The 21,492-nt window shown below is 73.5% G+C and carries 21 protein-coding genes and 1 pseudogene; 16 read left to right on the forward strand and 6 right to left on the reverse strand.

The features are described 5' to 3' along the window. The 3 genes from R7226_RS26240 to R7226_RS26250 form a co-directional block, all read left to right on the forward strand. Positions 1–1,270, forward strand: a 1,270-nt coding sequence (locus tag R7226_RS26240; RefSeq protein ID WP_318600349.1) for an amidase, incomplete at its 5' end; no start/stop codon positions are given. Next, on the forward strand, positions 1,267–2,208 hold the full coding sequence (locus tag R7226_RS26245) for a carbon-nitrogen hydrolase family protein (RefSeq protein WP_318600350.1): 942 nt from the start codon (positions 1,267–1,269) through the stop codon (positions 2,206–2,208). The genes R7226_RS26240 and R7226_RS26245, both read left to right, overlap by 4 nt. Before the next feature lie 110 nt (positions 2,209–2,318). Continuing rightward, positions 2,319–2,558, forward strand: a complete 240-nt coding sequence (locus R7226_RS26250; RefSeq protein WP_318600351.1) for a helix-turn-helix domain-containing protein — start codon at positions 2,319–2,321, stop codon at positions 2,556–2,558. Here R7226_RS26250 and R7226_RS26255 read toward each other — a convergent pair. The 3 genes from R7226_RS26255 to R7226_RS26265 form a co-directional block, all read right to left on the reverse strand. Continuing rightward, complete coding sequence (locus tag R7226_RS26255) at positions 2,555–3,136, reverse strand: TetR/AcrR family transcriptional regulator (RefSeq protein WP_318600352.1); 582 nt, start codon at positions 3,134–3,136, stop codon at positions 2,555–2,557. The two genes, R7226_RS26250 and R7226_RS26255, sit on opposite strands and share 4 nt — an antisense overlap. 121 nt (positions 3,137–3,257) lie before the next feature. Continuing rightward, on the reverse strand, positions 3,258–4,484 hold the full coding sequence (locus R7226_RS26260; protein WP_318600353.1) for an amidohydrolase: 1,227 nt from the start codon (positions 4,482–4,484) through the stop codon (positions 3,258–3,260). Continuing rightward, on the reverse strand, positions 4,481–5,968 hold the full coding sequence (locus R7226_RS26265; RefSeq protein WP_318600354.1) for an APC family permease: 1,488 nt from the start codon (positions 5,966–5,968) through the stop codon (positions 4,481–4,483). Before R7226_RS26265 ends, R7226_RS26260 begins: the two co-directional genes overlap by 4 nt. Before the next feature lie 181 nt (positions 5,969–6,149). On the opposite strand from R7226_RS26265, the gene R7226_RS26270 reads away from it, so the two are divergent. The 8 genes from R7226_RS26270 (at position 6,150) to R7226_RS26305 (ending at position 15,222) form a co-directional block, all read left to right on the forward strand. Beyond that, positions 6,150–8,102 carry a primary-amine oxidase gene (locus R7226_RS26270; RefSeq protein ID WP_318600355.1) on the forward strand — a complete coding sequence of 651 codons (1,953 nt, stop codon included), beginning with the start codon at positions 6,150–6,152 and terminating at the stop codon, positions 8,100–8,102. A gap of 26 nt (positions 8,103–8,128) precedes the next feature. Continuing rightward, positions 8,129–9,310, forward strand: a complete 1,182-nt coding sequence (locus R7226_RS26275; RefSeq protein WP_318600356.1) for a thiolase family protein — start codon at positions 8,129–8,131, stop codon at positions 9,308–9,310. A gap of 4 nt (positions 9,311–9,314) precedes the next feature. Beyond that, positions 9,315–9,737, forward strand: a complete 423-nt coding sequence (locus R7226_RS26280; RefSeq protein ID WP_318600357.1) for a Zn-ribbon domain-containing OB-fold protein — start codon at positions 9,315–9,317, stop codon at positions 9,735–9,737. A gap of 3 nt (positions 9,738–9,740) precedes the next feature. Beyond that, a complete protein-coding gene (locus R7226_RS26285; RefSeq protein WP_318600358.1) occupies positions 9,741–10,622 on the forward strand; it encodes an FAD binding domain-containing protein in 882 nt (293 codons plus the stop codon). Position 10,623: 1 nt separating this feature from the next. Then, positions 10,624–11,127 carry a (2Fe-2S)-binding protein gene (locus tag R7226_RS26290; RefSeq protein ID WP_318600359.1) on the forward strand — a complete coding sequence of 168 codons (504 nt, stop codon included), beginning with the start codon at positions 10,624–10,626 and terminating at the stop codon, positions 11,125–11,127. Then, entirely contained in the window at positions 11,124–13,601 is a 2,478-nt protein-coding gene (locus R7226_RS26295; protein ID WP_318600360.1) for a xanthine dehydrogenase family protein molybdopterin-binding subunit, read from the forward strand. Before R7226_RS26290 ends, R7226_RS26295 begins: the two co-directional genes overlap by 4 nt. Next, entirely contained in the window at positions 13,598–14,083 is a 486-nt protein-coding gene (locus R7226_RS26300) for an SRPBCC domain-containing protein (protein WP_318600361.1), read from the forward strand. The genes R7226_RS26295 and R7226_RS26300 overlap by 4 nt, the downstream gene beginning before the upstream one ends. A 74-nt stretch (positions 14,084–14,157) precedes the next feature. Further along, positions 14,158–15,222: an XdhC family protein gene (locus R7226_RS26305; protein WP_404827904.1), complete on the forward strand. Its 1,065-nt coding sequence runs from the start codon at positions 14,158–14,160 to the stop codon at positions 15,220–15,222. On the opposite strand, the gene R7226_RS26310 is transcribed toward R7226_RS26305, so the two are convergent. After that, positions 15,219–16,124: an energy-coupling factor ABC transporter permease gene (locus tag R7226_RS26310; RefSeq protein WP_318600362.1), complete on the reverse strand. Its 906-nt coding sequence runs from the start codon at positions 16,122–16,124 to the stop codon at positions 15,219–15,221. The genes R7226_RS26305 and R7226_RS26310 overlap by 4 nt on opposite strands. Before the next feature lie 119 nt (positions 16,125–16,243). Here R7226_RS26310 and gndA point away from each other — a divergent pair, with 119 nt between their 5' ends. Then, complete coding sequence (gene gndA / locus R7226_RS26315; RefSeq protein ID WP_318600363.1) at positions 16,244–17,698, forward strand: NADP-dependent phosphogluconate dehydrogenase; 1,455 nt, start codon at positions 16,244–16,246, stop codon at positions 17,696–17,698. Between the two features lie 10 nt (positions 17,699–17,708). On the opposite strand, the gene uppS is transcribed toward gndA, so the two are convergent. After that, positions 17,709–18,386: a polyprenyl diphosphate synthase gene (gene uppS, locus R7226_RS26320; RefSeq protein WP_318600364.1), complete on the reverse strand. Its 678-nt coding sequence runs from the start codon at positions 18,384–18,386 to the stop codon at positions 17,709–17,711. 69 nt (positions 18,387–18,455) lie between these two features. On the opposite strand from uppS, the gene R7226_RS26325 reads away from it, so the two are divergent. After that, complete coding sequence (locus R7226_RS26325; RefSeq protein WP_318600365.1) at positions 18,456–18,677, forward strand: hypothetical protein; 222 nt, start codon at positions 18,456–18,458, stop codon at positions 18,675–18,677. A gap of 25 nt (positions 18,678–18,702) precedes the next feature. Next, a complete protein-coding gene (locus tag R7226_RS26330; protein ID WP_318600366.1) occupies positions 18,703–19,077 on the forward strand; it encodes a hypothetical protein in 375 nt (124 codons plus the stop codon). Here R7226_RS26330 and R7226_RS26335 read toward each other — a convergent pair. Further along, the gene (locus R7226_RS26335; RefSeq protein WP_318600367.1) at positions 19,028–20,089 is read right to left on the reverse strand and encodes an FUSC family protein; all 1,062 of its coding nucleotides are present in this window, start codon (positions 20,087–20,089) and stop codon (positions 19,028–19,030) included. The two genes, R7226_RS26330 and R7226_RS26335, sit on opposite strands and share 50 nt — an antisense overlap. A 47-nt stretch (positions 20,090–20,136) precedes the next feature. Between R7226_RS26335 and R7226_RS26340 the strand changes: the two genes are divergently transcribed. Together R7226_RS26340 and R7226_RS26345 are read left to right on the forward strand one after the other, a co-directional pair. Next, complete coding sequence (locus R7226_RS26340) at positions 20,137–20,700, forward strand: MarR family winged helix-turn-helix transcriptional regulator (RefSeq protein ID WP_318600368.1); 564 nt, start codon at positions 20,137–20,139, stop codon at positions 20,698–20,700. Between the two features lie 143 nt (positions 20,701–20,843). Beyond that, positions 20,844–21,492, forward strand: a pseudogene (locus R7226_RS26345) (hypothetical protein); the annotation flags it as partial.

Consider the following 21,492-nt stretch of genomic DNA (forward strand, 5'->3'; position numbering starts at 1 on the left):
GCTCGCGCGCGCCGGCGCGGCCGCCGCGACGCGCGACGCCACGACGGTCGCGCGGCTGCGCGCGGCCGGCGCGATCCCGCTGCTGAAGACCAACGTGCCGGAGCTGTGCAGCTCGTTCGAGACCGACAACGTCGTCCACGGGCTGACGCGCAACCCGCTCGACCTCGACCGCACGCCCGGCGGCTCGAGCGGCGGCGAGGGAGCGCTGCTCGGCGCCGACGCGTCGATCGCCGGCCTCGGCACCGACGGCGGCGGCTCGATCCGCGTGCCGTCGCACTACTGCGGCACCGTCGGCCTGCGCCCGACGACCGGCCGCACCGCCGAGACCGGCCTCTGGCCGCCGACGCGCGCCGCCGGCACGCTCGACTTCACCTGCGTCGGCCCGATGGCGCGCCACGTCGAGGACCTCGGCCTGCTGCTGGCGGTGCTCGCCGGCGCCGACGGGATCGATCCCTACGCCGTCGACGTGCCGCTGCGCGACTGGCGCGCCGTCGACCCGACCGCCCTGCGCGTCGCCTTCTACGACGACCATCCCGCCGTCCCCGCGACGACGCCCGGCACGCGCGCCGCCGTGCGCGCCGCGGTCGAGGCGTTCGCCCGCGCCGGCTGCGAGGTCGAGCAGATCGCGCCGCCGGTCGCGCCCGGTGGCCGCAGCGCGACCGAGCTGTTCTTCGCCGCCGCGGGCGCCGACGGCGGCGCCGGCATGCGCGCAGCCGTCGCCGGCGCGGGCCGTCACCACTGGCAGTTCCAGGCGCTGCTCGACGCGGCGGCCGGTGCGCCCGGCGCAGATCGCGGCGCGGGTGACGCTGATCGCGGCTCTCTTGACACCAACCGCGGCGCATCTGACACAAACCGCGGCGCAGCTGACACAGATCGCGGCGCACCCGGCACAACCGCCGGCGCGTACTTCGCCCTCCTGCGCGAGATCCACGCCTTCCGCGCGCAGGTTCGCGCGACGGCCGCCGCGTACGACGTCGTGATCAGCCCCGTCGTCGCCGGCCCTGCGCCGCTGCACGGCACGCCTCCGGCCGGCATCGCGCAGGAGGACTACCTCCACTACGCGGCGTTCGAATACGTCCACGTCAACGCCGTCGCCGGGCTGCCGAGCGCGGCGGTCCCGGTCGCGCGGGAGGCGGGGCTGCCGCTGGCGGTGCAGGTCGCCGCGCCGGCCTTCCGCGATGACCTCGCGCTCGCCGCCGCCGCGCTGCTGGAGGCCGAGCTGGGCGGCTTCGCGATCAATCGTTCCCTTGCCGACAGGAGCCCCTCGTGACCACGCCCCCGCCGTTCCGCGCCGCCGCCGTGCAGGAGTCGAGCGTCTGGCTCGACCGCGCCGGCTCGACCGAGAAGGCCTGCGCGCTGATCGCGGAGGCCGGCCGCGGCGGCGCGCAGCTGGTCGCGCTGCCGGAGTCGTTCGTGCCCGGCTTCCCGTACTGGATCTTCACGCGCGCGCTGCGCGACGGCGCGCGCTGGCACCGGCGGCTGCACGACGAGGCGGTCGAGGTGCCGGGGCCGTCGGTCAGCGCGCTTGAGCGGGCGGCGATCGACGCCGGCGTGACAGCGGTCGTCGGCGTCACCGAGCGCGACCCCGGCCGCGTCGGCACGCTCTACAACACCAACCTCGTCTTCGGCCCCGAGGGCTACCTCGGCAAGCACCGCAAGCTCGTCCCGACCTGGACCGAGCGGGCGATCTGGACCGGCGGCGACGGCTCGACGCTGTCGGTCTTCCCGACCCCGCACGGCCCGCTCGGCACGCTCAACTGCGGCGAGAACGTCAACACGCTCGCGCGCTACGCGCTGCTGGCGCAGGGCGAGCGGGTTCACGTCGCCAACTTCCCCTCGTGCGCGCCGCTCGGCGGCGCCCACGAGAACACCAACGACGTCTACCTGCCGGCCGCCGCGCACGCCTACGAGGGCCGGCTCTACAACGTCGTCAGCCAGGAGTTCGGCACGCCTGAGCTGTGCGAGCGGCTCGAGGTCGAGTACCTGCCGGACGTGTGGAACTGCATCTCCGGCGTGATCGGCCCCGACGGCGACTGGATCGCCTCGCTGCGCGACGAGCCGGGGATCGTCTATGCCGACTGCGACCCCTCCGCCACGGTCGACGGCCGCCTCTTCCACGACGTCGCCGGCCACTACAACCGCTTCGACGTGCTGAGACTGACGATCGACCGCCGCGCGCTGGCGCCATTCCACGAGGTGGTGGAGTAACGCGACGACCGCTCGCCCCGCGCGGCATTCCGCGCACTCCACAACTGGTGCCATGCCGCTAGTGGCTCAATGCATTGAGAAAGTGGGAAACCACCAGCAGGATCTCACTGGTGGGAAGACTCTCGTCAGCCGAGCTGGGGCCGTTCGCGGCCAACCTGCGCGCGACGCGGATCAGGCGCGGGCTGACGCAGGAGCAGCTCGGTCACGTCAGCGGCGCGACCTCGGGTGAGATCAGCAAGATGGAGCGCGGCACGCGCGAGCCGAAGATCCTGACGCTCGTGAAGCTCGCCGACGCGCTCGACGTCGAGCCCGGTGAGCTGCTCGCCGGCCTCTCCAGACGCGACTCCTAGGGGGCCAGCCCCCGCAGCAGCGTCTGCAGCTCCGCGACCGCGGCCTCGGTGTCGGCCGGTCTGTCGAAGATCAGCTGCTGGAGCGTGAGGCCGTCGAGCGCGGCGAAGACGAGCCGCACGAGCGCGGGGGAGGGGTCGGCGACGCCGATCGCGCTCAGCGCCCTCGCGGTGACGGCGTAGTACTCCTCGTAGAGCGCGCGCACCTCCGGCTCCAGCTCCGCGCGGCGGCGGGCCTCCAGCGCCAGCTCGAACTGGAAGACCTGCCCCTCGGGGGCTTCGGTCGCGAGCCTCGACAGGTGGTCGGCGAACTCCTCGACGCGGCCGCTGGCCGGCTCCAGCGCGGAGCCCTCGATCGCTTCGCGACGGGCCTTCATCGCCGTCTCGTGGATCAGCCGGTCGCGCGATCTGAAGTGGTAGGAGACGAGGCCGTGGGTGGTGCCGGCCTCCTGCGCGACGGAGCGGTACGTCAGTCCGCGGAAGCCGTCGCGCGCGACGACGCGGGCGGCGGCGTCGAGCAGCGCGTCGCGCCCTTCGGCGTACGGCGGACGGGTCGTCGCGTCTCCGTGCGGCTCGGCCATCGCGCCCAGAGTACCCGCCGCTCGCGCAGACGCGCGCGCAGCAGCGGCAGCGCCAGCAGCAGCGCGGGCGCCGCGTACGCGAACTCCTCGACCGGCAGCGGCCCGACGTGCGCCAGCGGGCTCACGTGCCCGCCGCGCCCGCGCCGCCCGCGCCGCCTGCGCTCAGCAGCGCCACCGCCGCGTGCGCGAACAGCCGCACGCCCAGCGGGAAGGCGTCCTCGTCGACGTCGAACCGCGGATGGTGGTGGTCGTGGGCGATCCCGCGCGCCGCGTTGCGCGCGCCGAGCAGCACGAACGTCCCCGGCGCGCACGCCTGCAGCGCCGAGAAGTCCTCGCCGGCCAGCACCAGCTCGCCCGGCCCGACCGCCTCGTCGCCGAACAGCGCCCGCGCCGTTCGCTCCACCACCGCAGTCGTCGCCGCATCGTTGACGACGGCCGCGTAGCCGCGCGTGTACTCGTAGTCGCACGTCGCGCCGTGCGCGGCGCAGATCCCGCGCGCGATCTCGCCGATGCGCCGTTCGATCAGATCCTGCACGGCCGGCGAGAACATGTTCGCGCCGCCGGTCAGCTCCGCCGTGTCGGGGATCACGCCGACCGAGTCGCCGGCGTGGAACTCGGTCACGCCGACGATCGCGATCTCCTGCGGATCGACCTCGCGTGCGACGATGTGCTGCAGGTTGGTGACGATCTGCGCGCCGATCGCGACCGGGTCGAGGGCGTTCTGCGGCACGCCGATGTGGCCGCCGCGACCGCGCACGACGATGCGGAAGACATCGCAGGCGGCCATCACGCGCCCCGGCCGGATCGCGACCGTGCCGACCTCGTCGAGCGCCCACAGGTGCAGGCCGATGACGCGGTCGACGCCCTCCATCGCGCCGGCGGCGACGAGCTGCGAGGCACCGCCCGGCAGCGCCTCCTCACCGTGCTCGAAGAGGAACCGCACCGCGCCGGGCAGCTCGGAGGCGACCCCCGCCAGCACCGTCGCGGCGCCGAGCGCGATCGCGGTGTGGCCGTCGTGTCCGCAGGCGTGCATCACGCCCGGCCGCGTCGAGGCGAATGGCAGCCCGGTCGCCTCCTCGATCGGCAGCGCGTCGTGATCGGAGCGGATCGCCAGCGTCGGCCCCGGCCGCCCGCCGCGCAGCTCCGCCAGCACGCTCGTCGGCGTCGGCCGCGAGATCTCGAAGCCGCCGATCGCCTCCAGCCGCGCGCGGATGAAGGCCGACGTCTCGTGCTCCTCGTACGACAGCTCGGGGTGGGCGTGGAGGTGGCGGCGCCAGGCGATCACGTCGGGCATCACGGCCGCGGCGGCGGCGTCGAGGCGCGCGGCGAGCGACTCGGGCGCGCTCATCCGTCGACCCGGGTCGTGCCCATCGCGGCGTATCTGGCGGGGCGATTGGCGCGCATCCAGAAGGCGACCGCGAGCGCGGCGGCGATCACGAGCAGGTGCAGCCACGGCAGGTTGTTGATCACGTTCGAGGTGCTCCCGGTCAGCGAGGGGTAGTTGACGAGCGCCAGCACGGTCGCGGCGGCGAGGCCCGCGGTCGCCAGCGCCGGCGCGACGGTGACCGCCCAGCCGCGCTCGCCGCGGCGCCAGAAGAAGACGAGCACCGCGAGCGAGGTGACGGCCAGCAGCGCCATCAGGCCGACGGCGCCAAAGCCCGTCATCGCGGTCGAGAGGTTGGTCAGCGGGTCGAGGCCGGCGATCGCGAAGCCGGCGACGATCAGCGCCAGCACCGTCACCTGCACCATCCCGGCGACGTACGGCGACTGGTGGCGCGGGTGGGTCTTCGCCAGCGCGGAGGGCAGGAAGCCGTCGCGCGCGAGCGCGTAGAAGTAGCGCGAGGCGGCGTTGTGGAACGCGAGCACGGCGGCGAAGGAGCTGGTCACGATCAGGACGTTGAGGACGTCGGTCGAGGCCGAGCCGATGAACTGGTCGCTGAGCGCGAAGACGAAGCCGCCGGGGTCCTCCATCGCGGTCGCGGCGGCCTGGTCGACGCCGGCGCCGGCCAGCAGCGCCCACGTCGTCAGCACGTAGAAGATGCCGACGACGGCGACCGCCGCGTAGGTCGCGCGCGGGACGGTGCGCTGCGGATCGGCCGCCTCCTCGGCGTAGATCGCGGTGCCCTCGAAACCGAGGAACGAGGAGAAGGCGTAGATCACCGCGACGCCGACGACGCCGCCGAAGACGTTGCCCGGCGCGAACACCTCCAGCGAGAAGGCGCCGGGGCCGCGGTCGAGCAGGATCGCGACGTCGAGCACGAGCAGGACGGCGACCTCCAGCAGCAGCGCGACGCCGAGCACGCGCGCGGTCAGCGTGATGCGGCGGAAGCCGAGCAGGGCGGTGAGGCCGATCGCGAGCGCGGCCCACACCTCCCAGCTCAGCGAGATCCCCAGCAGCCGCTCGGCGGTGTCGGCGGCGAAGAAGGCGAGCGCGCCGCAGGTCGCGGCGGAGAGCGCGGTGTAACAGACCATCGCGGTGTAGGCGGCGACGAGGCCGACCGGCCGGCCGAGGCCCTGCGTGATGTAGGCGTAGAAGGCGCCGGCGTTGCGGACGTAAGGGATCGCCCGCGTGTAGCCGACGGAGAAGAGCGCGAGCGTCAGCGCCGCGATCAGGAACATCCCGGGCGTGCCGGGGCCGTTGCCGAGCGCGAAGGCGATCGGCACGATCGCGACGATCACCGCCATCGGCGCGGCGGCGGCGATCACCATGAAGACGATGTGCGGCGCGGTCAGCGAGCCGGGCGCGAGGCGGCTTCCGCCGGCCTCGGGGGCGGCGGTGGAGACGACCGGTGTCGGCTCGTGCAACGGGCCGGATGGCGTGGTGCTGGTCATCGCTCCCTCTCCCGGACCTCTCCTGAGTGTGCCGGAATCAATGATCAAACGGGACGCCGATCACGCTACGCCGCAAACTATCCACCTGTCAAGTTCCGCTGGTCGAAAGCGAACTTGACAGATGGACAGGACGCCATCGGCAAACTTGACAGATGGATAGTTCGTTGATCTTCTGAAGAGCATGACCTGCTCGGACCACGCTCACGCGCCCGCCCCGCCCGCCGCCGCGCCGCCCGCCACCCCGCATCCGCTCGATCCGCTGACGCCCGCCGAGATCGAGGCCGCGGCGGCGATCGTGCGCGCCGCTCGCCCGCTCGGCGAGGCGGTCCGCTTCGTCTCGATCTCGCCGCGCGAGCCGGCGAAGGGGATCGACGCCGCGACCGCGCCGCGTCGGGCCGAGGTCGTCCTGCGCGACGCCGCGAGCAGGCGCACGATCGAGGCGCTCGTCGACCTCGGCGCCGGCGCGCTGACCGACTGGCGCGAGCTGGAGGGCGTGCAGGCGCAGCTGACCGCGGAGGAGTTCCTCGCCGTCGAGGCGGCGGTGCGCGCGGCGCCGCAGTTCGTCGCCGCGCTCGAGCGCCGCGGCGTCGAGGACCCCGCGATCGTCGACGTCGACCCGGTCGCCGCCGGCTACCACGGCCTCCCGGAGGAGCAGGGCGGCCGCCGCCTCGCGCGCATCCTCGCGTTCGTGCGCCCGAGCCCCGGCGGCAACGCCTACGCGCGGCCGCTGCAAGGGGTCTTCGGCCTGGTCGACGTCGACACGGGGGAGTTCGTCCACTTCGAGGACCGCGATCCCGTCCCGCTCCCGGCCGAGGAGGGCGAGTACCGCGCCGACCGCGTCGGCCCGCTGCGCGACGACGTGCGCGAGATCCGCATCACGCAGCCCGACGGGCCGTCGTTCACCGTCGAGGGCCACGAGGTGCGCTGGCAGAAGTGGCGGCTGCGCGTCGGCTTCACGCCGCGCGAGGGGCTCGTGCTCCACCACGTCGCCTACGAGGACGGCGAGCGCGTGCGGCCGGTGCTGCACCGCGCCTCCTACGCCGAGATGGTCGTGCCGTACGCCGATCCCGATCGCTTCTACATGTCGCCGCTCGACATCGGCGAGTTCAACGTCGGCACGCTCACGAACGCGCTCACGCTCGGCTGCGACTGCCTCGGCGCGATCCGCTACTTCGACGGCCACTACGCCGCCTCCGACGGCAGCGCCGTGACGATCCCGAACGCGATCTGCCTGCACGAGGAGGACAACGGCGTGCTGTGGAAGCACACCGACTTCCGCACCGGCGAGGTCGAGGTGCGGCGCGGCCGGCGGCTGGTCGTCTCCAGCTTCGTGACGGTCGGCAACTACGAGTACGGCTTCTTCTGGTACCTGCATCAGGACGGCGTGATCGCCTCCGAGGTGAAGGCGACGGGGATCGTCGCGACGCAGGCGCTGCTCGACGGGGAGCGGCCGCGGTTCGGCGCGATGCTGGCGCCGAACCTCGGCGGCATCAACCACCAGCACGTCTTCTGCGCCCGCCTCGACATGGACGTCGACGGGCCCGGCAACGCCGTCGTCGAGGTCCACACGGAGGCCGTCCCGCCCGGGCCGGAGAACCCGCACGGCAACGCCTGGCGGACGGTCAAGCGGACGCTCGCCAGCGAGCTGGAGGCGCGCCGCCGGCTCGACGCGGCGAGCGCGCGCGGCTGGCTGGTGACCAACCCGTCATCGCGCAACGCCGTCGGCGAGCCGGTCGCGTACAAGCTGATCCCGGGCGACAACACCGTCCCGTTCGCGCAGCCCGGCTCCGCGCTGACCAAGCGCGCCGGCTTTGTCGAGCACCACCTGTGGGTCACGCGCCACGACGCCGCGGAGCGCTATCCGGCTGGCGAGTACCCCTACCAGCACCCCGGCGGCGAGGGGCTGCCCGCGTGGGTCCAGGCCGACCGCTCGCTCGACGACGAGGACGTCGTGCTCTGGTACACGATGAACCACCACCACGTGCCGCGACCGGAGGACTGGCCGGTGATGCCGGTCGCGCGGATCGGCTTCGAGCTGAAGCCGTGGGGCTTCTTCGACCGCAACCCCGCGCTCGACGTGCCGCCGTCGCAGCCAGACGGTGGCGGAAGCTGTCACGCCAAGTCTGACATTTGATCAAAGCCATGGTAGGGTTCGGCGAGATGGTGGAACGAGAGAGAGTCACGACTGCCCCGGCACCCGTCATCGTCGGTGCGGGCTCGGCCGTCTACGAGCGCCATCCCGGCGTCGAGCGGCGCACGGAGACGTTCATCGCGGAGGCGGTCGTGGCGGCGCTCGCCGACGCCGGGATCCACAAGAACGAGGTCGACGGCCTCGGGATCGCCTCCTTCTCGCTGGCGCCCGACCACGCGATCGACCTGACCTGGAAGCTCGGCATGACCGTGCGCTGGGTGATGGAGGACTCCAACGGCGGCGCGAGCGCGATCAACATGCTCCAGCACGCCGTCCGCGCGATCGAGGCCGGCGACGCCGAGACGATCGTGCTGGCGGCCGGCGACCGCATGGAGAAGCGCGAGTTCCACCTGATGACCGATCGCTACAACCGCGTCGCGCGCGACTACCTCGCGCCGCTGCCGCTGAACGGTCCCAACGCCCTCTTCGCCTTTCTGACCGAGCGCTACGGCCGCCTGCACGGGCTCGAGCGCGAGGACTTCGGCTGCATCCCGCTGGCGCAGCGGGCGTGGGCCGGCAGAAACCCGGCCGCCGTCTACCGCAGAGCGATGACGCTCGCCGAGTACATGGAGTCGGTCCCGATCGCCCCGCCGCTGACGCGCTTCGACTGCGTCCCGATCGTCTCCGGCGGCGACGCGATCGTCGTCACGACGCCCGAGCGCGCCGCGAGACTGAAGGGCCCGCACGCCGGCGTCCGCGCGATCCGCGCGCTGCACAACCACGACCAGCAGGAGGGCGACGGGATCCACTCCGGCTTCGCCCAGTTCAGGGACGACCTGTGGGCCGCGGCCGGCGCCCGTCCCGAGGACCTCGACAGCGCGCACATCTACGACGACTATCCCGTCATGGTGCTGGTCCAGCTCGCCGACCTCGGGGTGATCCCCGACGACGACGTCAAGCGCTACCTGCACAAGACGATCCTCGAGGAGATGTGGCCCGTGAACACCTCCGGCGGCCAGCTCTCGGCCGGTCAGGCCGGCGCCTCCGGCGGCATGCACGGCCTCGCCGAGGCGGTCCAGCAGCTGCGCGGCACGGCCGGCGAGCGGCAGGTCCCCGACGCCGAGCTGGCGCTCGCGACCGGCTACGGCATGGTCCTCTACACGCACGGCGCCTGCCACAACGCGGCTGTGTTGGAACGGCGCGGAGGCTGATCCGGTGAGCGCACCCTTCACAGTCCCCAAGTGCTCGGTCTGCGGCCACCTCGCCTACCCGCCGCGGATCCTCTGCCCCGAGTGCGGCGCCAACGACTGGACGCGCACGCTCGCCGACAGCGGGATCGTCACCGAGGTGACCGTCCGCCGCCCGGTCTTCAAGCGCCGTCAGCTGCCGTGGGGCAACTGGCTCGACCAGGAGGCGGTCCGCCTGGCGGCCGTCCACGCCGAGGTCGGCGAGCGCAGCGTGCGGATCATCGCGCGCGTGCCGGAGGGCGTCGAGACCGGCGACCGCGTCACGCTCGTGGCGCAGGCGAGCACCGCGATCGCGCTGCCCGGCCAGGTCGTCGAGGCCGCGCCCGAGCGCGCCTCGGCCGCGCCCGCCCCGGCCGCCCCGGAGCCCGCCGCGACGCCTGAGAGCGAGTAGCCCGTGCTGCTGCCGGAGCTGGAGTACATCCGCCCCGCGACGGTCGCGGAGGCGATCGACGCGCTCGCGGCCGAGCGCAACGCGCGCGTGCTGGCCGGCGGGCAGACGCTGCTCAACGCGCTCAAGCTGCGGATCGTCCATCCCGCCGCGCTCGTCGACGTCTCGCGCCTGGAGGAGCTGCGCCAGGTCGCCGAGGAGCCCGACGGCACGCTGCGGCTCGGCGCCGCGCTGACCTACGACGAGCTGGCCGGCAACGCCCTCGTGCGCGAGCGGCATGCCGTCACCGCCGCTATGACCTCTCGCATCGTTGACCGGCAGGTGCGCGCCCGCGGCACGCTCGGCGGCAACGTCTGCCTCGGCGACCCGACCTCGAACTTCCCGCCGCTGCTGGTCGCGCTCGACGCGCGCCTGGTCGTGCAGGGCCCCGCCGGCACGCGCGAGATCGCCGCGGAGCAGTTCTACCTCGCGCCGTACATGACGGCGCTGGAGCCGGGCGAGCTGCTGACCGAGGTGCTGCTGCCGCCGCTGGCGGACGGTGAGGCGGTCGGCTACGAATCGCTGCAGGTCGGGATCGACTCGTGGGCGCTCGCGCGCGCGAGCGCGCTCGTGCGCGTGCAGTCCCGCGACGGCAACGGCAGCGGAACGATCACCGCCGCACGCGTCGCGCTCGGCTGCGGCCCGGTGCCGGTCCGCCAGCCGGCGATGGAGGCGGCGCTGATCGGCGGCCCCGCGACGCGCGACGCGATCGCCGCGGCCGCGAAGCTCGCCGGCGAGGCGTTCGACCCGCCGGCCGACGTCCACGCGACGGCCCAGTACCGCACCGCGATGGCACGCGTGATGGCCCGCAGAGCGGTCATCTCCGCGGCGACCACGAAGGAGGCTTGACGTGTCCGACAGCGCCCATCCGATCGAGGTCGTCGTCAACGGCGAGAGGCACGAGTCGGTCGTGCTCGGCCGCCAGCTGCTCGTCCACTACCTGCGCGAGACGCTGGGGCTGAAGGGCACCCACATCGGCTGCGACTCCGGCAACTGCGGCGCCTGCACGGTGATCGTCGACGGCAAGGCGGTCAAGAGCTGCATGCAGCTCGCCGCGCAGGCCGACGGGCGCGAGATCGAGACGGTCGAGTCGCTCTCGGAGCCGCTCGGCCCGCCCGACAGACTGCAGGCGTCGTTCACCCGCCACCATGCGCTCCAGTGCGGCTACTGCACGCCGGGGATGCTGATGTCGGCGACCGCGTTGCTGAGAGAGCAGGAGGCGCCCGGCGAGGACGAGATCCGCCGCGGGCTGAAGGGCAACGTCTGCCGCTGCACCGGCTACGTCAACATCGTGCGCGCCGTCCAGGACGTGGCCGGCACGCTCCCCGAGGACTACGACGGGCACACCGCATGAGCGCCACCAGAATCGAGACGTGGCAGTCGCCGGCGACGCGCCCGGCGAGCGTCGGGCAGTCGATCCCGCGCAAGGAGGACGGCCGCCTGCTGAAGGGCCAGGGCCAGTTCGCCGACGACGTCTGGATGCACCGGATGGGCCACGTCCACTTCGTCCGCTCGCCGTACGCGCACGCCGAGATCGTCGACGTCGACGTCTCGAAGGCGCTCGCGGTCGAGGGCGTCTACGCGACGCTGACCGGCGAGGAGGTGCGGCAGCTGACCGACCGCTACACGCAGATCGCGCCGGAGCCGGGCGGCCGCGCGAAGGACTTCGCGATGGCGGTCGGCAAGGTCCGCTACCAGGGCGAGCCGGTCGCGGCCGTGCTGGCCGAGTCACGCGAGCTGGCACGCGACGCCGCCGCGCTCGTCGAGGTCGAGTACGCGCGCCTGCCGCACGTGCTCGAAGCGGTGCAGGCCGCCGACGACGAGAGCCCGCGGGTCCACACCGAGATGGGTTCCAACGTCGGCTGGCACGGCGTCTACGACTTCGGCGACGTCGACTGGGCGATCGAGCGCGCAGACCACGTCGTGAGAATCCCGCGGCTGCACTTCCACCGCTTCTCCTCGACGCCGCTGGAGTGCAACGCCGCCGTCGTCAACTGGGATCCCGGCACCGGCACGATCCAGATCGACTCGAACAACCAGATGCCGCAGTTCGCGGCGCTGTTCATGGCGCCGGCGCTCGGCGTCCGCTCCGACCAGCTGATGTTCAGATCGCAGGACATCGGCGGCGCCTTCGGCCTCAAGCTGACGAGCTACACGTACCTGACGGCGCTGGCGCTGCTGTCGCGCAAGGCCGGCCGGCCGGCGAAGTGGACCGAGTACCGTCACGAGCACCTGATCGGCTCCTGTCACGGCAACGAGCGCACCTTCCTCGACATCGAGGTGCCGGTGATGGCCGACGGCGAGATCCTCGGCTTCAAGGCGAACGCCTTCGACGACGTCGGCGCCTTCATGCGCTACGAGCCGCTCGGCGGCGTGATCTTCAGCCAGGTGCTGCCCGGCTGCTACCGCTTCAAGCACCTCCAGGTCGACTACAAGTCGGTCGTCACGAACAAGACGCCGGTCGGGCCCAACCGCGGCTACTCGCGCCTGCAGCACCTGTGGCTGGTCGAGCGGATCGTCGACCTCGTCGCGGCCGAGCTGAGATTCGACCCGGTCGAGCTGCGCAAGCGCAACTACATCCGCCGCGACGAGTTCCCGTACACCACGCCCAACGGCTGCGTCTACGACTCCGGCGACTACCACGCGATGCTCGACCGTGCGCTCGAGCTGGTCGACGCGCCGAGATGGCGCGCGGCGCAACAGGCCGCGGAGGGGACCGGCAAGCGGATCGGGATCGGGATCGGCTCGACGCTCGACTCCGGCACCTCGAACTTCGGCCAGGCCCGCATCATCAACAAGAACCTGCCGTTCTCCGGCAACGGCGAGGCGGCGATCTGCAAGATCGACCTGCAGGGCGAGATCTCGGTCGCGCTCGGCACGGTGCCGCAGGGGCAGAGCCACGAGACGACGACGGCGCAGGTCGTCGCCGACGTGCTCGGCGTCACCCCCGGCGAGGTGCTCGTGCGCCCCGGCGCCGACTCGGCCCGCAACGCCTACGTCGCCTTCTCCGGCACCTACGCGTCGCAGTTCGCGGTGACGGGGATCGGCGCCGCGCTCGGCGCCGCCGAGCGCGTCAAGGCCGACCTGCTGACGGTCGCCGCCGCGGTGCTGGAGTCGACCCCGGACGAGCTGCTGCTGGTCGGCGGGACGGTCTCGGTCGAGGGCGACGAGGACCGCGCGCTGACCTTCGCCGAGATCGCCAACTACGTCTACGCCAACCAGGGCGCGCTGCCGCCCGAGGTCGCCGACGCCGTCACGCTCAACCACCGCCACGTGTATCGCGCGCCGTTCGGCGTGCCCGACTGGAAGTCGAAGAGCGGCTCGCTGACGCTGACGTACGCCAGTCAGATCCACGTCTGCGTCGTCGAGATCGACGAGGAGACCGGGCAGACGAGAATCCTCGACTACTCCGCGGTCGACGAGTGCGGCACGCCGATCAACCCGCAGGTGGTCGAGGGACAGGTCCACGGCGCCGCCGCGCACGGGATCGCCGCCGCGCTGCAGGAGACGCTCGACTACGACGAGGACGGCCAGCTGCTCAACGGCACCTTCTGGGACTACCACGTCGTCTCGTGCCCGGACACGCCGATGTTCAAGACCGACAACCTGCCCTGTCCCTCGCCGTTCACGCCGACCGGCTCGAAGGGGATGGGCGAGGGCGGCGGCGCCCCGCTGCACGCCGTCTGCTCGGCACTCCAGGACGCGCTGCGCGACACTGGTGCGGTGGTGACCGACTCGCACAACCCGACCGAACGCGTCTGGCGGCTGCTCAACGGCGACGAGCGCGCCGCCGACGGCGGCCGCGGGATCGCGGTGACGTCGCGATGATCGTCTCCGGCTCTGTTGCGCTGGCCGCCGCGCCGGGCGCGGTTCGCGCGGTCCTCGAAGACCCCGAGACGCTCAGCCGCGCGCTGCCGAACGTCGACCGCTTCGGCTGGTCCGACGGACCGGCCGAGGGCTCCTTCGCCGTCACGATCCGCCCGGCGCTGGCGCTCGGCGAGATCCCCGTGCGGACGGTGTGGCAGCGGCTCGAGTCCACGGGCGTCGCGGATGCGGCTAGCGCGGAGGCGTCCGCCGACGGCCCCTTGCGCTACCGCGTCGAGGGCCGCACCGACGAGCAGCGCGTGGACCTCGACGTGCTGCTGGAGATCGCGCCCGGCGACTCCGCGGCCGCGTCACGCGTCTCCTGGCAGCTCGGCGTCCACGTCACCGGCACGCTGCGCGCCGCCGGCCAACGGGTGATCGCCCCGATCGTCGAGCGCCAGGTCCGCCTGGTGCTCGAGGCGGCCGGGGAGGAGGCGGCGCGCTGAGCGTCGTCGGCGATCGGGCCGGCGTCGTCGGCGCCTGGCTGGCCGAGGGCCGGCAGGTCGCACGCGCGGTCCTGGTGGCGGTCGCCGACTCGGCGCCGCTGCCGGTCGGCGCGGCGATGTACGTCGCCGCCGACGGCGCGATCGAAGGGTCGATCACCGGCGGCTGCGTCGAGTCGGCCGTCGTCCACGAGGCGATGGCGGTGCTGGCGGGCGGTCCTGCGGCCGTCCACACGTACGGGATATCGGATGAATTGGCCGGCACCGCGGGCCTGACCTGCGGCGGCACCGTCCACGTCTTCGTCCACGCGTTGAGCGACAGTGACGCCGCGGCCGTGGCGGACGCCTACGCCGCCGTTCGCGCTGGGGTGCCCGCCGCCCTGGCGACGGTCCTGGATGGCGACGCCGCCGGCGCCACCCTCGCGGTGATCCCGGATGCCCGTGAAGTTGCTGTTGCTCAGCAGCAGCAACTTCACGGTCATCGGACGGGGCCGCGGCTGCTGTGGCACTCGATGGAACGGGATGCCAGCGGACTGCTGGACCAGGGCGTGACGGCGATCCGCTCCTACGGCGCCGACGGCGCGACGCTGGGGGCGGAGCTGCGTGTCTTCGTGCGCTCCTTCGCCTCGCCGCCGCAGATGGTGATCTTCGGCGCGATCGACTTCTCGGCGGCACTCGCGCCGTTGGCGAAGGAGCTGGGCTACGCGGTCACGATCAGCGACCCCCGCGCGCAGTTCGCGGGCGCGCCGCGGTTCGCGCGCGCGGCGGCGGTCCACGTCGGCTGGCCAGACGGGGCGCTGGACGGTCGCAGCTTCGGCCCACGCGACGCGATCCTCGTCTTCTCGCACGATCCGCGGCTGGACGTGCCGGCATTGCGGAGCGCGCTGGCGACCGGCGCCGGCTACATCGGCGCGCTGGGCAGTCGCCGCACGACGGCGGAGCGCAACGAGCGGATGCGTGAGGCCGGCGTCAGTGACGCGGAGATCGCGCGGATCCACGCGCCGTGCGGGCTCGACATCGGCGGGCGCACGCCGGAGGAGACGGCGATCTCGATCCTCGCCGAGATCGTCGCCACCCGCGCGCAGCGTCCGTCGGCGCCGCTGCGCGACACCGACGGCCCGATCCAGCCGCGGGACGCCTAGCTCGGCAGCGGTTGCCGCCGCCGCACCACGGCGCCCGCACCGAGCACGAGCGCGAACAGCGCCAGCGTGCCGGCGGCGCCGGCGACGGCGGTCGCCAGGCGCGGGTCGTCGATCCCGGGCGCGGCGTAGTCGGGCGCGGGCGCCTGCTCCTGCACGGCGTGCAGCCGGCCGCTGCCGGCGAAGCCGTGGTCGATGGCGACCCGTTCGAGACCGTCGGGCTGCGCCGAGGCGTACGGCGCGACCGCGACCGCGAGCGCGACCGAGACGGCCAGCGCCGCGGCGACGAAGGCGCGCGGGCGCACCAGCACGAGCGCGACGGCGGCGACCGTGATCAGCGCCTCGCCGACGCCGATCAGCGCGTGCGTCTCCAGCATCGCCGGCAGCACCTCGGCGAGCGGGACGGTGCCGGAGGCGGCCAGCTCCACTGCGGTCGCGACGGCGCCGGCCATCACGGAGAGCCAGGCGGCGCCGGCGACGACAACCAGCATCTGCGAGCGGCTGCGATCGGTGAGCGATCTCGTCCGCGCCAGCAGCCACCCCGTCAGCAGCGCCCCGATCACGGCCATGTTGAGCACGTTGGCGCCGAGCGCGGCGATCCCGCCGTCGGCGAACAGCAGCGCCTGCACCGCCAGCACGGCGGCCACGGTCAGGCAGCCGAGCCACGGTCCCAGCAGCGCGGCCGCGAGCGCCGCGCCGAGCAGATGGCCGCTGGTCCCGTGCGCGACGGGGAAGTTGAGCATCTGCACGGCGAAGATGAACGCAGCGGTGACGCCGAGCAGCGGCAGCCGCCGCTCGTCGAGCTCACTCGGCGCGCGCCGGGCCGCGAAACCGAGGACGGCGACGGAGACCACTGTCGTCGCGACCGCGACCTCGGGGCTGAGGTAGCCGTCTGGAATGTGCACGTGCGGAACTCCCCTGGTCGAGTGAACGCCAACGTATCCAAGCGACGGCGCACCCGCAACGGACCGCGCGTCGGGTCGGCCCCTACGATAGGTCGACCCGCCATGACGAAAGAGAAGTGATGAGCCAGAGCAGATCGTCCGCGAACATCGGCGTCGTCGGCCTTGCCGTGATGGGATCGAACCTCGCGCGCAACCTCGCCAGCCGCGAGGGCAACACGGTCGCCGTCTACAACCGCTCGCCCGAGCGCACGCGCACGCTGCTGGCCGACCATCCCGACGCCGGCTTCGTCGCCAGCGAGAGCATCGACGACTTCGTCGCTTCGCTCGCGAAGCCGCGCACGGCGATCGTGATGGTGCAGGCGGGCAAGGGCACCGACGCGGTGATCGAGCAGCTGGCGGAGCGGTTCGAGGCGGGCGACATCATCGTCGACGGCGGCAACGCGAACTTCCACGACACGATCCGGCGCGAGCGCGAGCTGCGCGAGCGCGGGCTGAACTTCGTCGGCGCCGGCATCTCCGGCGGCGAGGAGGGCGCGCTGAAGGGGCCGTCGATCATGCCGGGCGGCTCGGCCGAGGCATACGCGACGCTCGGGCCGATCCTCGCCTCGATCGCGGCGATCGCCGAGGGCGAGCCGTGCGTCACGCACGTCGGCACCGACGGCGCCGGTCACTTCGTGAAGATGATCCACAACGGCATCGAGTACGCCGACATGCAGCTGATCGCGGAGTCGTACGACCTGCTGCGGCGCGTCGGCGGCCATGATGTCGACGCCGTCGCCGAGGTCTTCGCGGCGTGGAACGAGGGCGACCTCGAGTCGTACCTGATCGAGATCACCGCCGAGGTGCTGCGGCAGAAGGACGCCGAGACCGGCAAGCCGCTCGTCGACGTGATCACCGACCAGGCCGGCTCGAAGGGGACCGGCGTGTGGACGGTGCAGAACGCCGTCGGGCTCGGCGTGCCGGTCGGCGGGATCGCCGAGGCCGTCTTCGCGCGCGCCGTCTCCAGCAAGCCGGAGCAGCGCGCCGCGGTGCAGGCGACGATCGAGTCGCGCCCGCAGGTGCAGCCGGCGGGCGACGGCTTCGAGGACGACGTGCGCGCCGCGCTCTACGCCTCCAAGGTCGTCGCCTACGCGCAGGGCTTCGACGCGATCATCGCCGGCGCGCAGGAGTACGGCTGGCGGATCGACCTCGGCAGCATCGCGAAGATCTGGCGCGGCGGCTGCATCATCCGCGCCCGCTTCCTCAACCGCATCGTCGAGGCGTACGCGCAGAACCCGGAGCTGGCGACGCTGCTGGAGGACCCGTACTTCGCCGCCGCGGTGCGCGACGGCGAGGCGGCGTGGCGGCGGATCGTCGCGACGGCGGCGCTCTCCGGCATCCCCGCGCCCGGCTTCTCCTCGGCGCTCGCCTACTACGACTCGCTCGCCTCCGAGCGGCTGCCCGCCGCGCTCGTGCAGGGCCAGCGCGACTTCTTCGGCGCGCACACCTACAAGCGCGTCGACAAGGAGGGGACCTTCCACACGCTGTGGTCGGGCGACCGCTCCGAGATCGTGACGGAGCCCTCGACGCACTGACGCGGCGCGCTCAGCGGCGGCCCGGCAGGGTCGCCGCCGCCTGCAGCGCGGCGCGGTCGAAGTCAGGCCACAGCTCGGGCCGCACGACGAGCGTCGCATCGGCCAGCTGCCACAGCAGGTAGTTCGACAGCCGCTGCTCGCCGCCGGTGCGGATCACGACCTCGGGGTCGTGCATGTCGGGCGCGTAGAGCAGCGCGCGGAACTCCTCCTCGCCGCCGTCGGCGAAGCGGCGGGCGGCGTCGACGATCTCGGCCCGGCCGCCGTAGTTGAAGGGGATGTAGAGCGTGATGCGGCGGTTGGCGGCGGTCAGCTGCTCGGCCCATTCGATCGCGCGCAGCACGTCGGCGGGGACCGGGGCGCTGCGGCGGCCGATCACGCGGATGCGCACCCCCTCGGTGTGCAGGCGCGGCGTCTCCTGTTCGAGGTAGAGCGTCATCAGCCCCATCAGCGCGCCGACCTCGTCGTCGGAGCGGGCCCAGTTCTCGGTCGAGAAGGCGTAGATCGTCAGCTCCTCGATCCCCAGCTCGACGGCGTCGCGCAGGCAGGCGCGGACGGTCTCCGCGCCCGCGCGGTGCCCTTCCCACACGGGCAGGCCGCGCTGCTGCGCCCAGCGGCCGTTGCCGTCGGTGATGATCGCGACGTAGCGGGCGATCCGCGCCCGCCCGCGACCGGCGTCACGCTCCTCCACGGAGCGTTCATAGCGGCCGCCGAGAGCCGCCGCAACCTGGAACTTGACGATCTACTTTATGGTTGATAGATGTCCGGATCCGTGCGAAACGTTCGTCGCCTCGCGGCCGTCACGGCCGCCGGGGCGCTGCTCGCCGTCACGCCTGTCGCAGCGGCGACGACGCTCTCGATCGCCGGCGGCGTCTCGCCGCTGGGAGCGCCACCCGGAACCCCGCTCGACGTCAGCATGGAGATGGCGCTCGCGCCGCCGCCCGAAGGGCTCGCGGATCGGCCGCGGCGTCGGTCGGGCTGACGTCGAGGCGGCCGGTGTCTTCGGCGTGCCGGCGACGGTGACGCTGTTCAACGGCCCGGGCGGCAGATCAGTCACCGTGCACGTCTACGCCGAGAACCCGGCGTTGGTCTCGGAGGCGTTCAGCGCGACGCTGACGCGCACGCGCGGCAGATACGGCCACGTCGTGACGGCGCCGTTCCCGCCGACGCTGCAGGAGATCAACGACGGCTGGTTCGTCGAGCTGCGGGCGGTGAGAATGGTCGTCGGCGCGACCGCGAGAGATCCGCGGACGGGCAGACGGCGCGGCTACATAGAGGCGCGGCGCTGCCCGCGCGGCGGCACCGTCGACGTCTCGGCCGGCTTCGAGTTCCTCAGAGAGAGCGCGCCGGTGACGGCGGTGCGGACGGTCGCCTGTCGCTGAGCGGGCTCAGCAGCGTCACGGCGACGCCGACCGCGACGCCGAGCAGCGTCTCGACGCCGCGGTCGTGCAGCAGCGTCGCGCTGCCGACCGGATGCGCCAGCTCGACCATCAGCAGCGCCAACGGGGTGACGACGACCAGCGCGAGCGCGTAGTTGCGCCCGACGAGCAGCTCCGCCACGTACTGGAGCGCGACGACGACGAGGATCGTCGCGAGCGTCGGCAGCGGCAGCGCCAGCACCACGGCGGCGAGCGCGAGGCCGAGCAGCGTCCCGGCGGCGCGGTGGCCGGCGCGCACCAGCCGCGCGGTCGCGTCGGAGCCGGAGAGCGCGGCCAGCGCCCCGACCATCGCCCAGTACGGGTGGCCCAGTCCGAGCAGCGTCGGGATCAGGCCGGCGAGCAGCGTGGCCGTGGCGCAGCGGAGCATGTCGGGGAGGGGGTGGGCGCGGGCCGCTCTCGTTGGTGTGAGCGGCGTCCGCACGCGCCGGCGCAGCGCCGGCCGGGCGAGCCCTGCGACGCCGATCGCGACCGCGATCAGGGCGCTGGCGGCGGCGACCGCGGCGGCGAGCGGGATCCGCTCGGCGCCGCCCGGGACGGCGGCGCAGGCGGTCAGCGCGAAGACGGGGAAGAGCGCGCCGGGCGGATGCCAGCGGGCGACGTCGGAGATGGCGACCGCGGCGGCGGCGACGATCGCGGCGACCGGCAGGATCAGCCAGTCGCGCGCGGGTGAGACGGCGACGGCGGTGCCGATCGTGACGCAGGCGACCAGCACGGCCGCGGCCGACAGCTGCATCAGCGCGCGCGGCTGGTGGTCGGAGGCGCGGCCGTAGAGCGCGGTGAAGGCGCCGAAGGTCGCGAACAGGCTCAGCTCGAGGTGGCCGGTGGCGTACAGCGCCAGCAGCGGGAGCGCGACCGAGAGCCCCGCGCGCAGCGCGACGCGGTGGGCGCCGGCGTGCGGGCCGAGGGCGAGGAACTGGCGCGGGGCGGGAAGCGGTGCGAAGCGGGTGGACGACATGGAGGGGGCAAGTAGTTTACCAGTGAACTAGTTGCTAGGGTGGAGCGATGTCCGCGAAGCCCGAAGACACGGCGGCGAAGCCCGGCGACACCGCCGCCGGCGACGACGCGACCGACGCGGCCGAGGCGCGCGACCCGATCGACACGATCGAGCGCGAGTGGCGCGCGATCCGGCCCGAGCTGGAGATCGCTCCGATCGCGATCGTCGGCCGACTGCTGCGGGCCGCGGCGCTGACGATCCGGCGCAGCGACGAGGCGCTGGCGCAGCACGGCCTCACGCGCGGCGAGTTCGACGTGCTGAGCGCACTGCGCCGCGCCGGCGGTCCGCAGCGCCCGAGCGACCTGACGACGGTCTCGCTCGCCTCCGCTCCGGCCACGACCAAGCGCCTGAAGGCGCTGACCGCACGTGGTCTCGTCGCGCGCGCGGCCGACCCCGACGACGGCCGCGGCGCCCTGATCGCGCTAACGCCCACCGGCGCCGAGTTGATCGACCGCGTCTTCCCCGCGCAGCTCGAGACCGAGCGCGAGCTGCTCGCCGGGATCCCCGCCGCGCGCCGCGACGAGGTCGTCGCCGCGCTGCGGCTGCTGCTCGCGAGCGTCGAGCGCGCCTGAGCGGATGACCGTCATCTGAGCCACAGCCGCTGTGGTCTCGGTGACGGTCCTACCGCTGGACGTCGGTCCGAGTTGCGGCGCGACGGCGCTCGGCGTACATTGACGCGATGCGTCACACCCTGTCACACGTCAAGTCGCACTTGGTGTCCCGTGCCGTCGCGGGCTCGCTGCTGCTCGTGCTTCTGCTGGTCGCGTGCGGCTCACGCGCCGATGCCGGCGCGCCTGCGGCCGCCGCGCCTGCGGCCGCCGCGCCTGCCGCGAACGCCAAGCTCGTCACGGTCGCGCTCCCGCGCAGCGCCCGCGGAGGCGCGCGGCTGGTCGTGCGCGTCCAGCGCCGCCTCGACGGTGCGACGGTCGTCGTCAACGGCCGTGCGCTGCGCACGCCGCTGCTGCGCCGGGCCCGGCAACGGACGGTCATCCAGCTCGGTGCGACGCATGGGCTGCGCTTCGGTGCCAACCGCGTCGTGGTGCGCGCGACCGGCTTCGACGGCGGCCGGCAGATCGTGCGGCGAACGGTGCGCATCGGTCGCGGATCGCCGCTGGTCGGCGCGCGCGTGCGCGGGAGCGCGCTCCAGGGAACGCCGATCCAGCTCGACGCCGGCGCCACCCGCTCCCAGCGCGGCCGCCCGGTCTACCGCTGGCGTGTCGTCGCGGGCCCGCGACGGGCGAGCGCGCGGTTGCGCGGCGCCGCAACGGCGCGGCCGCGGCTGGTCGCGAGCCATCCCGGCCGCCACCAGCTGCCGCTCACGGCCCCCGAGCGCGGGCGCCCCGCGCGCACCGCCGCCACCACCG

The organism is Conexibacter stalactiti (genome assembly GCF_033542075.1).
Lineage (GTDB): Bacteria > Actinomycetota > Thermoleophilia > Solirubrobacterales > Solirubrobacteraceae > Conexibacter > Conexibacter stalactiti.

What these genes read in the sequence shown, in the direction of transcription:
- R7226_RS26325 (WP_318600365.1), top strand. Translation starts at nt 18,456, where the DNA reads ATGTCCGGATCCGTGCGAAACGTTCGTCGCCTCGCGGCCGTCACGGCC.
- gndA (WP_318600363.1), top strand. Translation starts at nt 16,244, where the DNA reads ATGAGCCAGAGCAGATCGTCCGCGAACATCGGCGTCGTCGGCCTTGCC.
- R7226_RS26275 (WP_318600356.1), top strand. Translation starts at nt 8,129, where the DNA reads ATGGTGGAACGAGAGAGAGTCACGACTGCCCCGGCACCCGTCATCGTC.
- R7226_RS26340 (WP_318600368.1), top strand. Translation starts at nt 20,137, where the DNA reads ATGTCCGCGAAGCCCGAAGACACGGCGGCGAAGCCCGGCGACACCGCC.
- R7226_RS26260 (WP_318600353.1), bottom strand. Translation starts at nt 4,484, where the DNA reads ATGAGCGCGCCCGAGTCGCTCGCCGCGCGCCTCGACGCCGCCGCCGCG.
- R7226_RS26265 (WP_318600354.1), bottom strand. Translation starts at nt 5,968, where the DNA reads ATGACCAGCACCACGCCATCCGGCCCGTTGCACGAGCCGACACCGGTC.
- R7226_RS26335 (WP_318600367.1), bottom strand. Translation starts at nt 20,089, where the DNA reads ATGTCGTCCACCCGCTTCGCACCGCTTCCCGCCCCGCGCCAGTTCCTC.
- R7226_RS26300 (WP_318600361.1), top strand. Translation starts at nt 13,598, where the DNA reads ATGATCGTCTCCGGCTCTGTTGCGCTGGCCGCCGCGCCGGGCGCGGTT.
- R7226_RS26295 (WP_318600360.1), top strand. Translation starts at nt 11,124, where the DNA reads ATGAGCGCCACCAGAATCGAGACGTGGCAGTCGCCGGCGACGCGCCCG.
- R7226_RS26270 (WP_318600355.1), top strand. Translation starts at nt 6,150, where the DNA reads ATGACCTGCTCGGACCACGCTCACGCGCCCGCCCCGCCCGCCGCCGCG.
- R7226_RS26255 (WP_318600352.1), bottom strand. Translation starts at nt 3,136, where the DNA reads ATGGCCGAGCCGCACGGAGACGCGACGACCCGTCCGCCGTACGCCGAA.